This window comes from Polaromonas sp. P1_F6, assembly GCF_056405695.1.
This window is the reverse complement of the sequence record NZ_JBFUBQ010000003.1, coordinates 390,845-405,558: the sequence shown is the minus strand read 5'-3', so window position 1 is coordinate 405,558 and position 14,714 is coordinate 390,845. Positions and strand designations below refer to the sequence as shown.

Annotated in this window: 14 protein-coding genes and 1 pseudogene; all 15 read left to right on the top strand. The window is 58.7% G+C overall.

Features of this window, described 5'->3' with window-relative positions:
- Positions 1–2 precede the first annotated feature (2 nt).
- The 15 genes and pseudogenes from rfbF to AC1DY9_RS11460 all read left to right on the top strand — a co-directional run bounded on the left by rfbF (position 3) and on the right by AC1DY9_RS11460 (position 14,706).
- Positions 3–776, top strand: coding sequence for a glucose-1-phosphate cytidylyltransferase (rfbF, locus tag AC1DY9_RS11530; RefSeq protein WP_477666571.1), 774 nt, complete (start codon positions 3–5; stop codon positions 774–776).
- Positions 773–1,861 (top strand): CDP-glucose 4,6-dehydratase, encoded by a 1,089-nt coding sequence (gene rfbG, locus AC1DY9_RS11525; RefSeq protein ID WP_477666570.1) that lies wholly within the window; start codon positions 773–775, stop codon positions 1,859–1,861. The genes rfbF and rfbG overlap by 4 nt, the downstream gene beginning before the upstream one ends.
- Before the next feature lie 15 nt (positions 1,862–1,876).
- The gene (gene rfbH / locus AC1DY9_RS11520) at positions 1,877–3,199 is read left to right on the top strand and encodes a lipopolysaccharide biosynthesis protein RfbH (protein ID WP_477666569.1); all 1,323 of its coding nucleotides are present in this window, start codon (positions 1,877–1,879) and stop codon (positions 3,197–3,199) included.
- Positions 3,200–3,207: 8 nt separating this feature from the next.
- Complete coding sequence (locus AC1DY9_RS11515; RefSeq protein WP_477666568.1) at positions 3,208–4,254, top strand: NAD-dependent epimerase/dehydratase family protein; 1,047 nt, start codon at positions 3,208–3,210, stop codon at positions 4,252–4,254.
- The gene (locus AC1DY9_RS11510) at positions 4,251–5,057 is read left to right on the top strand and encodes a transketolase (RefSeq protein WP_477666567.1); all 807 of its coding nucleotides are present in this window, start codon (positions 4,251–4,253) and stop codon (positions 5,055–5,057) included. The genes AC1DY9_RS11515 and AC1DY9_RS11510 overlap by 4 nt, the downstream gene beginning before the upstream one ends.
- Positions 5,054–6,007: a transketolase family protein gene (locus tag AC1DY9_RS11505; RefSeq protein ID WP_477666566.1), complete on the top strand. Its 954-nt coding sequence runs from the start codon at positions 5,054–5,056 to the stop codon at positions 6,005–6,007. The genes AC1DY9_RS11510 and AC1DY9_RS11505 overlap by 4 nt, the downstream gene beginning before the upstream one ends.
- Positions 6,008–6,017: 10 nt before the next feature.
- Positions 6,018–6,863: pseudogene (locus AC1DY9_RS11500) on the top strand (ABC transporter transmembrane domain-containing protein); the annotation flags it as partial.
- Entirely contained in the window at positions 6,852–7,865 is a 1,014-nt protein-coding gene (locus AC1DY9_RS11495; RefSeq protein WP_477666764.1) for an ATP-binding cassette domain-containing protein, read from the top strand. The pseudogene AC1DY9_RS11500 and the gene AC1DY9_RS11495, both read left to right, overlap by 12 nt.
- 2 nt (positions 7,866–7,867) lie before the next feature.
- Positions 7,868–8,800, top strand: coding sequence for a class I SAM-dependent methyltransferase (locus tag AC1DY9_RS11490; RefSeq protein ID WP_477666565.1), 933 nt, complete (start codon positions 7,868–7,870; stop codon positions 8,798–8,800).
- A 31-nt stretch (positions 8,801–8,831) separates the two neighbouring features.
- On the top strand, positions 8,832–9,407 hold the full coding sequence (locus AC1DY9_RS11485) for a D-glycero-alpha-D-manno-heptose-1,7-bisphosphate 7-phosphatase (RefSeq protein ID WP_477666564.1): 576 nt from the start codon (positions 8,832–8,834) through the stop codon (positions 9,405–9,407).
- A complete protein-coding gene (locus AC1DY9_RS11480) occupies positions 9,404–10,120 on the top strand; it encodes a sugar phosphate nucleotidyltransferase (protein WP_477666563.1) in 717 nt (238 codons plus the stop codon). Before AC1DY9_RS11485 ends, AC1DY9_RS11480 begins: the two co-directional genes overlap by 4 nt.
- The gene (locus tag AC1DY9_RS11475; protein WP_477666562.1) at positions 10,117–11,505 is read left to right on the top strand and encodes a GHMP family kinase ATP-binding protein; all 1,389 of its coding nucleotides are present in this window, start codon (positions 10,117–10,119) and stop codon (positions 11,503–11,505) included. The genes AC1DY9_RS11480 and AC1DY9_RS11475 overlap by 4 nt, the downstream gene beginning before the upstream one ends.
- On the top strand, positions 11,502–13,394 hold the full coding sequence (locus AC1DY9_RS11470) for an N-acetylneuraminate synthase family protein (protein WP_477666561.1): 1,893 nt from the start codon (positions 11,502–11,504) through the stop codon (positions 13,392–13,394). Before AC1DY9_RS11475 ends, AC1DY9_RS11470 begins: the two co-directional genes overlap by 4 nt.
- Complete coding sequence (locus tag AC1DY9_RS11465; protein WP_477666560.1) at positions 13,391–13,984, top strand: D-sedoheptulose-7-phosphate isomerase; 594 nt, start codon at positions 13,391–13,393, stop codon at positions 13,982–13,984. Before AC1DY9_RS11470 ends, AC1DY9_RS11465 begins: the two co-directional genes overlap by 4 nt.
- Complete coding sequence (locus AC1DY9_RS11460; RefSeq protein WP_477666559.1) at positions 13,981–14,706, top strand: acylneuraminate cytidylyltransferase family protein; 726 nt, start codon at positions 13,981–13,983, stop codon at positions 14,704–14,706. The genes AC1DY9_RS11465 and AC1DY9_RS11460 overlap by 4 nt, the downstream gene beginning before the upstream one ends.
- The last annotated feature ends 8 nt before the right edge of the window (positions 14,707–14,714 follow it).

Genomic DNA, 14,714 nt, shown 5'->3' with positions numbered 1-14,714 from the left:
CCATGAAAGCTGTCATTCTTGCTGGCGGTTTGGGCACCCGTATTTCCGAGGAAACTTCGTCCCGACCGAAACCCATGATCGAGATCGGCGGCAAACCCATCCTCTGGCACATCATGAAGATCTATTCTGCCCACGGCGTGAATGATTTCGTGATCTGCTGCGGGTACAAGGGGTACATGATCAAGGAGTACTTCGCGAATTACTTCCTGCACATGTCCGACGTGACATTTGACATGAGCAAGAACAGCATGGAAGTGCATCAGCGCAGCGCCGAACCCTGGCGCGTTACCCTGATCGACACTGGTGAAGACACCATGACCGGCGGCCGGCTCGGCCGGGTCGCATCGTATGTCAAGGACGAAGAAGCCTTCTGCTTCACCTATGGCGATGGCGTCGGCGACGTCGACATCACCGCGTTGATCGCGTTTCATAAGGCGCAAGGTGTCAAGGCCACCCTGACCGCGACCTTGCCGCCAGGACGCTTCGGCGCACTCGACTTCGAGGACGACAAGGTGCGCAGCTTCAAGGAAAAGCCCAAGGGCGACGGCGGCATGATCAACGGCGGATTTTTTGTGCTGTCGCCTGCCGTGCTCGATTACCTCGACGGCGACAACTGCACCTGGGAGCGCCAGCCGCTCGAATCGCTTGCTGACGAAGGGCAACTCGCGGCGTTCCAGCATGGTGGTTTCTGGCAGCCGATGGACACTCTTCGCGACAAGAATTACCTTGAGGAACTCTGGGCCTCAGGCAAGGCCCCCTGGAAGGTGTGGAAATGACGCCCGAATTCTGGCGCGGCAAGCGTGTCTTTCTGACCGGTCATACCGGTTTCAAGGGGAGCTGGCTGTCCTTGTGGCTACAGCGCCTGGGTGCCGAAGTCACTGGCTACTCACTGGCGCCGCCGACCATGCCCAGCCTGTTTGAGGCGGCTCGCGTTGCCGACGGCATGACATCGTTGCACGGTGACGTGCGCGACCTCACCGCGCTGCGCGAGGCCATGCGCCGAGCGGGTCCGGAGGTCGTGATCCATATGGCAGCCCAGTCGCTGGTGCGCCACTCGTACGCCGAACCCGTCGAGACCTATGCGGTCAACGTCATGGGTACCGTGAACCTGCTCGAGGCGGTGCGTCAGACGTCAGGCGTCAAGGCCGTCGTCAACGTCACGACCGACAAGTGCTACGAAAACCAGGAGTGGGTCTGGGCCTATCGTGAAAACGAGCCGATGGGCGGTCACGACCCGTACAGCAATAGCAAAGGCTGCGCCGAACTTGTCACCGCAGCCTATCGCGCATCTTTCTTCAACCCCGCAGCTTATGCCCAGCACGGTGTTGCGCTGGCCACAGCTCGCGCCGGGAACGTCATTGGCGGTGGTGACTGGGCAAAAGACCGGCTGATTCCCGACATACTTGCGGCATTTGAGAAGGGGCAGCCTGTGATAATTCGCAATCCACATGCGATCCGCCCCTGGCAACATGTGCTGGAGCCCCTGCGCGGTTATTTGACGCTGGCAAAAAAACTTTTCGATGACGGACCGGCATTTTCTGAAGCCTGGAACTTCGGCCCGACCAGCGAAGACGCGCGCCCTGTCGAATGGATAGTCCGCCAGCTCGCCCATCAATGGGCGGGAGAAGCTACCTGGCAAATCGACGGTGCCGATCATCCCCACGAAGCCAGCTATCTCAAGCTGGATATCTCCAAAGCTGCCCACAAACTGGGCTGGCACCCGTCAGTTGACCTTAACGGTGCACTCGGACTGATCGTCGACTGGAACCAGCAAAAACTCGCGGGGGCGGACCTGCGTAAGGTCACCCAGGCGCAAATCGACACCTATCAGCAACAGGCGCTGGCCAGGACACCTGACTGAATTACGAACCCCATCATGCAAAACTCCAAAACCCAAGCTCTTCGCGAGCAAATCTCCGCGCTGGTAGAACAATATGCCGCAGTCGCATTGGCCCCCGAGCCTTTTCTGCCCGGTGTGAGCGTGGTGCCGCCGTCCGGCAAATTACTCGATGCCGCTGAACTCAAGAACATGGTTGAGGCGTCTCTCGACGGCTGGCTCACGACCGGACGCTTCAACGCCGAATTTGAGAAGAAACTCGCTGCGTTCATTGGCGTCAAGCACCTCATCACGGTCAACTCGGGCTCGTCGGCGAACCTCGTAGCATTCAGCACCTTGACCTCGCCGAAACTCGGCGAGCGTGCGATCAAGCGTGGCGATGAAGTCATTGGCGTGGCCGCGGGTTTTCCGACTACCGTTAATCCGATCATCCAGTTCGGTGCGATCCCGGTTTTCGTTGATGTCGACCGCCTCACGCACAACATTGATGCGGGCAAGATTGAAGCGGCGATTGGCCCCAAGACCAAAGCGATCATGCTGGCACATTCGCTCGGCAACGCATTCAATCTTGACGTCGTGACTGCGCTTTGCAAAAAGCACAACCTGTGGCTCGTTGAAGACTGCTGCGATGCACTCGGTACCACCTACCGTGGCCAGATGGTCGGTACCTTCGGCGACATTGCCACGTTGAGCTTTTACCCGGCCCACCACATCACAATGGGCGAAGGCGGCGCGGTCTTCACGAACAATGACGAACTCAAAGTCATCGCCGAAAGCTTCCGCGATTGGGGCCGCGACTGCTATTGCCCTCCCGGCAAGGACAACACCTGCGGCAAACGTTTCTGCTGGAAGCTCGGTGACCTGCCCGAAGGTTACGACCATAAATACACCTACAGCCATCTCGGCTACAACCTCAAGATCACCGATATGCAGGCGGCCTGCGGCTTGGCGCAACTCGACAAGGCTCCGCAGTTCATCCAGGCACGCAAGGACAACTTCGCGTTTCTCAAGGAACGCCTGAAAGCCTGTGAGGAATTCGTCAACCTGCCCGAGCCGACTGAGCACTCCGATCCGTCATGGTTTGGCTTCCCGATTACACTGAAAGAAAATTGCCCGGTCACCCGGCTCGATCTGCTGACCTACCTCGACCAGAACAAGGTCGGCACGCGGCTGCTGTTCGCCGGCAACCTGACGCGCCAGCCCTACATGAGCGGCTGCAACTACCGCATCAGTGGTGATCTGACCAACACCGACAACGTGATGAACAACACCTTCTGGATCGGTGTGCAGCCCTCGCTGACACCGGCGATGCTTGAATTCGCCGCACGCAAGATTGAGACATATCTCGGTGTGAATTTCTAAAAACCATCATGCAAGCTGCCTTTCCTGCCGATGATCTGGATCTGGTGTTGTCTCTGACACCGGAGTTCTGGTCACGCTTTGGCGGGGCCAGGCTGTTCATGACAGGTGGCACCGGTTTCATCGGCAGCTGGCTGCTGCAGTCGCTGCAGCGGGCGAACGACACGCTCGGCAGCCGTCTTGAACTCATTGTGCTGAGCCGCGATCCCGAACGTGCACAGAAAGAGTCACCGCACATGTTCAACCGCCGCGACACCCGGCTGGTCGCGGGGGATATGCTCGACTTCACCGTACCGGCCGGCAAGCTTGACCTGATGGTTCACGCAGCCGCTGATGTCGGCGATCCGCACCGGGCGGCCGACCCGCTGGCGGTATTTGATTCGATCATGCAGGGAACGCGGCGCGCGCTCGACCTCGCCGATGCAAGCGGTGCATCGCGCTTTTTGTTGACGTCCAGCGGCGCGATTTATGGTGCCCAACCTGCTTCAATCGAACGAATGCCAGAGACCTATGCATGCGCGCCCGATCTGCTGCAACCGGATGCCGCGTACGGCAACGGAAAACGCGCGGCCGAATGGCTCGCATGCACCTATGCCGCGCAGCTCGGGCTTGGTGCCTGCATCGCACGCATTTATGCGCTGATCGGCCCAGGCCTGCCGCTGAACGGGCCATTCGCAGCCGGGAATTTCATCCGCGACGCGCTCGCTGGACGGCCCATTGAAGTCAGGGGTGACGGCCGGCCTCTGCGATCATTTTTGTACATGGCGGACCTCTGCGTCTGGCTATTACGCATTCTCGGCACCGGCAAGCCGGGCCAAGCCTATAACGTGGGCTCGGAAAGTGCGGTAAGTATCGCCGAGCTCGCGCAGCATATCGTTCGAGCCTCGGGGGCTGGGCTTGAAGTGAAGATCGAAGCACCGCCTGCCGCCGAACCGGCGCCACGCTACCTGCCCGACACGCGCAAGGCGCGGGAAGAACTCGGTCTTGCGGAAATCACGGGGCTTGACGCGGCGCTGCGCAAAACATTCAACTGGAGTCGTTCATCGATCACATCATGAACAAATTCAACGCCACCCGCATCCGCAAAACTGTCCTTGATATGGCCTATTCGGGCGCGACCGTGCATATCGGCTGCGCATTTTCGATTGTCGAACTGCTCGCCGTGCTTTACCGGAGTCATCTGAGGTTCGATCCTGCGAATCCCGAGTCGCCCGATCGGGACTACATGGTGCTCAGCAAAGGCCATGGCGTCATGGCGCAGTACGCCTGCCTGCACGAAATCGGCTGGCTTGACGACAACGACATCAATCAATACTTCAAGGATGGCAGTCGACTCAAGGGATTGGCCGACGCACATATTCCCGGCGTCGAAGCAACGGCCGGCTCTTTGGGGCACGGGCTTTCGGTAGCAACAGGCCTGGCCATGGGTGCAAAGCTCAACCAGACAAACCAGACCTGTTATGCACTGGTCGGAGATGGTGAGCTCAACGAAGGCGCGATCTGGGAAGCTGCGCTGTTCGCGACGCATTTCAAGCTCGACAACCTCGTCGTGATCGTCGACAAAAACGGCTTCCAGGCCATGGGACCGACCGACGAAGTCATTGCACTGGGCAACATCGAGGAAAAATTCCGCGCCTTCGGTTTCGACGCAGTCACCATTGACGGCCATGACGAAGCCGCTATCGATGCGGCCTACCGTGACGCGCGCGCCAGCCGCAACGGAAAGCCGAAAGCAATAGTCGCGACCAGCATCAAGGGCAGGGGCGTCTCGTTCATGGAGCACAACAACATCTGGCACTACACAAGGCTGACCGCTGAGACCCACGCGGCCGCGATAGCCGAGCTCGGAGGCACAGCATGAGAAACGCATTCTCCGACGCGCTGGTCGCTGCAGCGCTGGCCGACCCAAAGGTATTGCTTCTCACAGGCGACCACGGCTATGCACTGTTCGACGCTTTCCGCAAGGCCAGGCCGAACCAATACATCAACTGCGGCATCGCTGAGCAAAATATGGTGGGCGTGGCAGCGGGTCTGGCCAAAGCCGGCTTCAAGCCCATCGTTTATGGCCTCGCGGCATTTGTACCGATGCGTGTGCTTGAGCAGATCAAGATCGACGTCTGCTACGAAAACCTGCCTGTGATCCTGATAGGTGATGGCGCCGGGCTCGTTTACAGCCATCTCGGCAGCAGCCACCAGTGCACCGAAGACATCGCCTGCACGCGCGCGGTACCGGGGCTGACAGTGCTGTCGCCGGCTGATCGCTTCGAGATGACTGCGACCCTGCAACTCGCGCTGCGGCTGGAATCGCCGGTGTATCTGCGCGTCGGCAAAAGTGATCGTGGCGACGTGCACGCGACACCACTGATGCTGCACGGTGTCGGCGAGATGTTGCGCGTCGGTGAAAGCCAGGGCCGCGTCGCATTGCTAGCGACCGGTTCGATGGTCAAGTCCGCAATGGATCTGGTCGCCCGGGGCTTGGCCGCCGAGATCTGGAGCGTGCCGTCGATTAAACCGATAGACCGCAAGCAATTGCACCAGCTCGCCGACCGCGTCGACGCGGTCGTGACGCTCGAAGAACACTCGATTATGGGTGGCCTCGGCGCCTGCATTGCCGAAGAGCTCGCGGCCTCGTCGCGGCCGCGACCGCTCTGTCGCATAGGCATAGAAGACCGCTTCTCGGCATTCTGCGGCAGCTGGGACTACCTGCTCCAGGAGCACAAAATCGATCCGGCGTCGATCGCTGGGCGTGTCGGGGAGTTTCTCGCAGGTATTGGCATGTCGACAACCTTACGCCAAGACCGTGGCACCTGATTAGCATCGTATGGCGCCAAACCCGGGAATCCTGAAGCTGCTCACCTTGCTGTGGCGGCATATGAGCAAACGCAGAAAAGGACATTTTGTCATTCTGCTTTTTGTCATGCTCATCAGCACTTTCGCCGAGGTCATAAGTCTCGGCGCCGTGTTGCCGTTTCTTGCCGTTCTGATCAATCCGGCACAAGTGACTCAATATCGCATCCTCGCCTGGATTGCTCCCGCGGGGATCGCGGACACACCCGCCGGGCTTGTGCTGCCCTTGACCGTGCTATTTGTTGCGGCCGCGCTGGCCGCGGGCGCGCTGCGAATTTTCCTGCTCTGGATCAGCACTAGGATCGCCTATGCGAGCGCATCCGACCTGAGCATCGACTTATACAGAAGAACCCTTTATCAGCCGTACCACACTCACATATCCAGAAACACCAGTGAAGTCATTAGCGGCGTCACGCACAAAGTCAACGATGTAGCGTTCGGGATACTTCAGGCCATCCCCACGTTGCTGAGTTCGGTCGTGCTTCTGGCCGCGATACTAACCACACTGCTTCTGATAGACCCGGTGGTCGCGTCGGTCGCCGCACTTGGTTTCAGCCTGAGTTATGGCCTCGTGATTTACGCATCGCGTCGCCGCCTGCGCCGGGACAGTCGGCGTATTGCGCTCGAGCAGACGCAAATCATCAAAGCACTGCAGGAAGGTTTGGGCAGCATCCGGGAGGTTTTGCTGGACGGCACACAAGCCTTTTTTTGCGACATCTATGCGAAGGCGGAAAAGCCGCTCCGGAAAGCTCAGGGCAACAATCTTTTTTTTAGCGCGAGCCCGCGCTATGCGGTAGAGGCCTTGGGCATGACGCTGATAGCCGTCCTTGCCTACAAGCTCAGCCAGAACAACGGGGGTCTCGCGGCGGCGCTCCCCACGCTGGGCGCACTGGCGCTTGGAGCCCAGCGCATGCTGCCAGCGCTGCAGCAGATTTATAGCTCCTGGGCAAACATCTACGGCAGCCAGGCGTCTCTCGTCGCCATACTAAAACTGCTCGATCAAGAGACGCCCGGCTATGCAGCAGGGAACAGATTTTCCGCATCGGATTTCAACCGTTCGATTCAACTCAACAATGTCGGCTTCCGCTACTCAAGCGGCGAAGCCGACGTCCTGCAAAATGTTTCGCTGACCATTCGGCGCGGCCAGCGCATCGGTGTCGTCGGTTCCACCGGCAGCGGAAAAAGTACCCTGCTCGATATCCTGATGGGGTTGATCACGCCGGATGAAGGCACCATGACCATTGACGGAGCGCCACTCAATGAGGAAGGCTATCAACGCTGGCAAAGAAACATTGCGCACATACCGCAAAACATCTACCTGACCGACTCGACTTTTGCTGAAAACATTGCGTTCGGAATGTCACTTTCGGAAATAGACATGGAGCGCGTGCGAGACGCCGCCGAACGGGCCCAGATCCGCGACTTTATCGAAAGCCGACCGGCAAGCTACCTGCAATCCATCGGTGAGCGGGGGGCGTTCATGTCCGGCGGGCAGAGACAGAGAATCGGAATTGCGCGGGCGCTTTACAAACGGGCATCGGTCCTGGTAATGGACGAGGCCACAAGCGCCCTTGACTCGGATACCGAGAATCAGGTCATGCAGGCGATTCTGTCGCTCGACAAGAATTTGACAGTTGTGGTGGTCACGCATCGGCTGTCGACGGTCCGGGATTGCGATCATATTTTCGAACTCGAGAACGGCCGGCTGATAGCAGAAGGCACGTACGACCAGCTGCTGGCCGACAGCCCGAGTTTTCGACGAAAATTGCAGCACTACTCCAGCGAGACGGTCGACAAAGAGGCTTCGAGGAAAGAGCACTAAACATGAAACAAGCCCCTGGAAAAACGTCTCCTCTCTCCACACGTCATCCCGACGAATCGATTTATCAGGCGTTGGTTCGCCTGGGGCTGACCAGCGACACCACTCGGCGACTGATCGCGACCGATACACGCGACGTCAAAAACATCAATGTCTACAAGGACGCTGTCAGCGGCGTGGTGTTCATCGACGGCCACTATGTGGGAAGCGACACATACGAAAGCGGCGAGTATCGGAAAAATTCCGTTGCAGATCCGACGGCGACTCTTCAACCGGAATTTGAAGATGATGTGGATACAACCCGCAGGCTGGAAAGCTATAAGCAGTTTGTCACCGGAAAAGTTATTTGCGATTTCGGATGTGGCGCCGGATCCTTCCTGAACGCTTCAAGGACACTGGCGAGCCGAGTCTGCGGCATAGAGCTACAGCTCGACTATCTGAACACCCTCAAGTCCAGCGGCATTCCCTGCATCAATAACCTGAATCAGATGGAAGGCGAATGCGATACGGCATTCCTGTTTCACTCTTTCGAACATCTTCCCAACCCATCATCGGTGTTGCGCGATCTTCACGCTGTACTTAAAAAAGATGGAGCTGGCCGGATCGTCATTGAAGTTCCCCATGCGAAGGATTTCCTGATCGAGGGGCTATCCTGTCCCAATTTCCTCGAATTCACCTTGTGGTCGCAGCATCTCATCCTGCACACTAGGGAATCATTGAAATCGTTTCTCGAAGATGCCGGTTTCAAGTCGATTGTTATCGAGGGTGTGCAACGTTTTGGCATTGCCAATCATCTCCACTGGCTGAGACATCAACGCCCCGGTGGTCACAAATCAAATCTTTCTATTCTGGAAACGCCGTCATTGAAGCGGGCCTATGCCGATGCGCTTTCGCGACTCGACGCCAACGACTCACTTGTCGCCATTGCCAGTACCTGAACAACTACCAAGTACATCTGGCCGATCGCCCATGTCAACTCCTCGTCAAGCGTCAAAACTGATCGTGTTTGATCGCGATGGAACACTGATTCATCATGTTCCCTATCTCTGCGACCCAGCCCAGGTCGAACTTCTCCCGGGAGTCCGCGAGGGGTTGTCGCAACTCAAGCAGGCGGGGCATAAATTATTCCTGCATACCAACCAGTCCGGGGTGGGACGCGGCTACTTTTCGATCGAGGCGGCCATGCGCTGCAACGAGGAGCTCATTCGGAAGCTCGGTTTCGACACGAAGATTTTCGAGGAAATTTGCATCTCTCCTGAATCACCGGAGCAAGTGATCGTCTATCGGAAACCCTCGCCGCGATTTGGCTATGAATTGCTGGCCCGATATGGCCTCGCGCCGGTCGACATGTGCTATGTTGGCGACAACCTGACCGACTTACAGACTGCCTCCAACATCGGCTGTCAAGGCGTGGGCGTAAACACGGGCGTCCACGACCTGGATCACGAACTCACCCAGGCCGGACTAGCGGACAAATTTGCGGTCTGCCAGGATTTCGCGCAGGCCACCGCCCAACTGCTCTTGACGATGGGAGCTGGGGCATGAGGCCTGACCACCTTCTGGTACTGGCCGGCGGATTTGGCACTCGCCTGCGCACCGCTGTCCCCGAACTGCCCAAACCCCTCGCACCGGTGGCCGGCCAGCCCTATCTCGCCTACTTGATTGACCAGTGGGCGGCGCAGGGAATTGTCCGAATGACGTTCCTGCTACATCATCAGGCGCCACTGATCGAGCAATTCCTCAACGAAAAAAGGGCTTCTGAAAGCCTTCGCCACTGTGAGCTTGATACGTTGACCGAAGCTGTGCCACTTGGCACCGGCGGCGCGATTGCCTACGCCGTCCGGGAACTCGGCCTGAAGCAATCGTTCCTTGTGGCCAACGCGGATACATGGTTGGGCCAGAGCCTGAACCGGCTTGGCGATGCCGAAGTGCCGGCAATTGCCGTCGTGCATGTCGACAATACCGAGAGATATGGCCGCGTGGAGATGGCAGGTCATAAAATAAGTACGTTTACCGAAAAAAAGAACAGCGTCGGCCCGGGCTGGATCAATGCTGGCATGTACCGACTTGACGCCAGATCTTTTCGGGACTGGGACGGCCGGCCTTTCTCGATTGAGGACGAAATCTTTCCGAGCCTGGCCAGGGCAGGTGAACTCACGGCGGTGCCACTATGCACTGAATTTATCGACATCGGTATTCCAGCTGACTACTTCCGGTTTTGCCGATGGATTGAGTCTCGGAAAGCAGGTACTTTGTGAGCCTTGATGTATTTCTGATTGCCGAATCGGCGTCTCTGCGCGAGGCGCTTGTACAGATCGAGGCGAACCACCACGGGATCGTCCTGATAATGAACGTCGAAGGGCGAACCACCGGTCTGGCGACGGACGGTGATATCAGGCGCAAGCTACTCGACGGCGCATCGCTGGACGATCGGATTTCTTCCTGCGCCAACCCCAGCTTCGTGTGGGCCGATAGCTCCACCCCGCGTGAGCTTTTGCTGAAGCAACTGGATAATCGGATTCAGGTTATCCCTTTGCTTGATCAGGCCGGCAAGCTGGTCGGTATAGTCAGCAGGGATTACCTTCCCGCTCAACGAGAAGAACCCGTCTACGCAAGAGCCCGCTCCCCGGTACGCATCAGTTTTGGCGGCGGCGGTTCAGATCTCACCCATTTCTTTGCGGGCGAAGGGGGCGCTGTCATCAACACGACCATTTCCCTGTACAGCCACGCAACACTTCGCAAGCGCAGCGACGCACGGATACGGATTCACTCGCGGGATCTGGGTGCCTCGCTTGAAGCCGAAAACCTTCAAGGGGCGTTGGATCAAAAAGGTAACTTCGGGTTGATTCAGGCACTGCTCAAGACTGTTCATCCGGACTTCGGCTTCGAGTTGTATCTGCACTCCGATTTTCCGATGAATTCGGGTCTCGGTGGTTCTGCTGTTGTTTCCGCGGCCGTGCTCGGCTGCTTCAATCAATTCCGCCAGGACCGCTGGGACTCGCACGAGGTCGCGGAACTTGCATTTCAGGCCGAGCGGCTCTATCTGGGTATTGCGGGCGGTTGGCAGGACCAGTATGCGACGGTGTTCGGCGGCTTCAATTTCATGGAATTCCGGATGGACCAGAACATCGTTCACCCGCTGCGGATACCGGCCGATGTCCAGCTCGAACTCGAGGAAAGCCTGGTACTTTGCGATACCGGTTCACCACACGACTCCGGCGACATCCATCAGGACCAGCGCCAACAGATGCAGCAGGATGACATCAGGCAGAAAGTGCAGACCAATGTCGAGCTCACCTACCGCATTCGTAATCATCTACTACGCGGCAGGCTGCTTCAGTTCGGCCAGGCATTGCATGAGTCGTGGCTGCTCAAGCGCCAATTCAGCAGCAAGATATCGAACGACCGGCTCGACCATATCTATGAGGATGCGCGCGCGCACGGGGCGCTTGGCGGCAAGCTGCTTGGCGCCGGCGGCGGCGGGTTCTTTCTTTTTTATGTCACACCGTTCCGTAAACACGAGCTCATTGGAAAACTCGAAAGCCTGGGCCTGAATGTGCGCCCATTCCGCTTCGAGCAGGAAGGGCTGCGCGCCTGGTCCGCGCGCGAAGGCAAGAATCAACCCCACCCGGAAAAAACATGAGCATCAGCATCGCCAATTTTGAGGTCGGAGCCGGCAGGGCATTTGTGATCGCCGAGATCGGGAACAACCACAACGGCAGCTTTGAGCGTGCCAAGCAGATGGTCGACCTGGCCGTCGAGATGGGCGCGGACTGCGCCAAGTTCCAATTGCGCAAACTCGACGAGGTCTATCGCCAGCGCACCCTGCGCAAGGACGGCGAGGACCTCGGCACCGAATACGTGCTCGACCTGCTGCGCCGCTTCGAACTCTCAATTGAACAGCACCGCGAACTCGCAGCCTATTGCGGGAGCAAGGGCATTCTCTACCTCTGCACGCCATGGGATCAACACAGCGTCGACGTGCTCGAGCAGTTGCACGTGCCGGCCTACAAGGTCGCCTCGGCCGATCTGACCAACCTGCCGCTGCTCGAGAAGCTCTGCGCAACCGGCAAACCGCTGATCCTGTCTACCGGCATGAGCCTGCGCGAGGAAGTTCAGGTTACCGTCGACTTCCTCAACAAGCGCAACGCTTCGTTTGTGCTGCTGCACTGCAACAGTACCTATCCGGCGCCGCTGCATGACATCCACCTGCGCTGGATGGAAAAACTCAAACTGATCCATCCGCTGGTTGGTTATTCAGGCCATGAGCGAGGTATCGCCGTCACCCTGGCCGCGACCGGCCTCGGTGCCTGCGTGATCGAACGCCACTTCACGCTGGACCGCGGCATGGAAGGCCCCGACCACGCGGCCAGCCTCGAGCATGCGGAATTCAAGCGCCTGATCGAGGGTATCCGCGAGATTGAGCAGGCGCTCGGTGACGGCCGTGAGCGCCGCATCTCGCAAGGCGAGATGATCAACCGTGAGAACCTCGGAAAAAGCCTGGTCGCCGCGAAAGCCCTCAAGAAGGGCTCGATCGTCCGGCCTGAGGATGTGCAGGTGCGCAGCCCTGGCCAGGGCCTGTCGCCGCAGCACTACGAAAAACTGCTGGGCCGCACCTTGCAGCACGACATGGCGGCAGAGGACTTCTTCTATCCGTCGGACCTCAAGGACGAACGGATCGAGCCGCGGCCCTACCGCTTCAAGCGTCCCTGGGGAGTACCCGTCCGCTATCACGACTTCGGTGAATACAACTCGCGCATCAAACCCGATCTGTTCGAATTTCACCTGTCGTATTCGGACATGGAGCTCAAGCTGGACGATTTCCTGAGTGGCACCTATTCCTGTGATTTTGTGGTCCATGCGCCCGAGCTGTTCGCCAACAGCCGGCTCATGGATCTGGCCTCGCCCGACGAAGACTACCGCCGCCAGTCGATCGCTGAAACCCAGCGCGTCATCGATATCACGCGCGGCCTCAAACGCTTCTTTCCGAAGACCATCCGACCGCCGATCGTCGCGAATATCGGCGGCTTCACGATGGACGCGCCGCTGCCGCCCGACGTCATCACGGCCTATTACGAACGCTTCGCAAAAAGCCTCGGCGAACTCGACATGGAAGGCGTCGAACTGATCCCGCAGACCATGGCGCCGTTCCCCTGGCATTTCGGCGGTCAGCGCTTCCAGAACATCTTCGTCCGCATCGAGGAAATCGTCGACTGGTGCCAACGCCTGAACTTGCGCATGTGTTTCGACATCTCGCACACGCGCCTGACCTGCAACCATTTCGGCATCGACTTCTATGACTTCGCCGAAAAGATCGCGCCGATCTCGGCGCACCTGCATCTCGGCGACGCCCAGGGTCTTAACGGCGAGGGCCTGCAGATCGGCGAAGGCGACATCGACTTCACGCGACTCGGCAGAATCCTGAAAAAAGGCTGCCCGACCGCTTCGTTCATCCCCGAGATCTGGCAGGGCCACAAGAACGGCGGCGAGGGTTTCTGGATCGCGCTCGAAAAGCTGGAAGGTACCCTGTGAGCCTAGAGCAGATCAAAACACAGGTCGAAGCGTCCATCGCGGTCAAGCAAGCGCTGCTGGCTGACGGCGCGTTGCTGCAGCAGATCGAGAAACTCGCGCAGGCTTGCCTGGCCTCGCTGAAGGCCGGCGGCAAGATCATTTTTGCAGGCAACGGCGGCAGCTTTGCCGATGCACAGCATCTGTCAGCGGAGTTCACTTCGCGTTTCCTGTTCGACCGCGCGCCGCTCGCGTCGGTGGTATTGGCAGCCAACAATTCAGCGATCAGCGCGATCGGCAACGACTACGGCTATGAGTTCGTGTTTGCGCGCGAGCTCGAGGCACTGGCGAAACCGGAGGACGTCTTCATCGCGATCTCGACCAGCGGCAACAGTGCCAATATCCTGATGGCCGTCAAGGCCGCCCGCGGGCGCGGTGTGAGCACATTCGCCTGGACCGGCGCGAGCGGTGGCAAGCTCAATGAAGCTTGCGAATGCCTGCGTATTCCGTCGAGTGAAACCGCGCGCATCCAGGAGTGCCACATTCTGGTCGGGCATATTCTGTGCGGTCTGGTCGAGGCCTGGTATTTTCCAAAGGGAGCCGAAAAGAAATGACAAAAATCGTGGCGCTGATTCCGGCGCGAGCGGGCTCCAAGGGAGTCCCCCACAAAAATATAAAACCCCTTGGCGGCCACGCGCTGCTGGCCTGGTCGATCGCCGCCTGCCTGCGGTCGACGACCATCGACCGCGTCATCGTTTCGACCGATTCGGCCGAATACGCGGCATTGTCGCGGGAACTCGGCGCCGAAGCGCCGTTCCTCCGCCCCGAAGCGATCTCGGGCGACCGTTCGACCGACTACGACTTCATTGTCCACGCGCTCGACTGGTTGGCCGCTGAAAGCGGCGAGCCCGAATACATCGTGCATATCAGGCCAACTACGCCGCTGCGCGACCCGCAGTTGATCGACGATGCGGTAAAGGCTTTCATCGCAGCACCGCAAGCAACCGCCCTGCGATCGGTACATGAGATGTCCGAGTCCGCCTATAAGACCTTCGAGATGGCGGAGGGGGGCCAGCTCAAGCGTCTTGGCGCGGACAATACCGAGCTCGACGCGGCGAACAACGCGCGCCAGCAATTTCCGAACACCTACCAGGCCAATGGCTATGTCGATGTGCTGTCGAGCGCGTTCATCCGAAAGTCGGGTCTGATGCACGGCAACCATGTGCTGCCCTTCGTCACGCCACCGGTGGTCGAGGTCGACACGCTTGACGATTTCGAACACCTGGAATTCCAGATCACCCGGATGCCGGGTGTGTCACAAAAACTTTTCAACTGAAGACAATC

What these genes read in the sequence shown, in the direction of transcription:
- AC1DY9_RS11460 (WP_477666559.1), top strand. Translation starts at nt 13,981, where the DNA reads ATGACAAAAATCGTGGCGCTGATTCCGGCGCGAGCGGGCTCCAAGGGA.
- AC1DY9_RS11490 (WP_477666565.1), top strand. Translation starts at nt 7,868, where the DNA reads ATGAAACAAGCCCCTGGAAAAACGTCTCCTCTCTCCACACGTCATCCC.
- rfbG (WP_477666570.1), top strand. Translation starts at nt 773, where the DNA reads ATGACGCCCGAATTCTGGCGCGGCAAGCGTGTCTTTCTGACCGGTCAT.
- rfbH (WP_477666569.1), top strand. Translation starts at nt 1,877, where the DNA reads ATGCAAAACTCCAAAACCCAAGCTCTTCGCGAGCAAATCTCCGCGCTG.
- AC1DY9_RS11480 (WP_477666563.1), top strand. Translation starts at nt 9,404, where the DNA reads ATGAGGCCTGACCACCTTCTGGTACTGGCCGGCGGATTTGGCACTCGC.
- AC1DY9_RS11495 (WP_477666764.1), top strand. Translation starts at nt 6,852, where the DNA reads ATGACGCTGATAGCCGTCCTTGCCTACAAGCTCAGCCAGAACAACGGG.
- AC1DY9_RS11515 (WP_477666568.1), top strand. Translation starts at nt 3,208, where the DNA reads ATGCAAGCTGCCTTTCCTGCCGATGATCTGGATCTGGTGTTGTCTCTG.
- AC1DY9_RS11505 (WP_477666566.1), top strand. Translation starts at nt 5,054, where the DNA reads ATGAGAAACGCATTCTCCGACGCGCTGGTCGCTGCAGCGCTGGCCGAC.
- AC1DY9_RS11485 (WP_477666564.1), top strand. Translation starts at nt 8,832, where the DNA reads ATGTCAACTCCTCGTCAAGCGTCAAAACTGATCGTGTTTGATCGCGAT.
- rfbF (WP_477666571.1), top strand. Translation starts at nt 3, where the DNA reads ATGAAAGCTGTCATTCTTGCTGGCGGTTTGGGCACCCGTATTTCCGAG.
- AC1DY9_RS11470 (WP_477666561.1), top strand. Translation starts at nt 11,502, where the DNA reads ATGAGCATCAGCATCGCCAATTTTGAGGTCGGAGCCGGCAGGGCATTT.
- AC1DY9_RS11510 (WP_477666567.1), top strand. Translation starts at nt 4,251, where the DNA reads ATGAACAAATTCAACGCCACCCGCATCCGCAAAACTGTCCTTGATATG.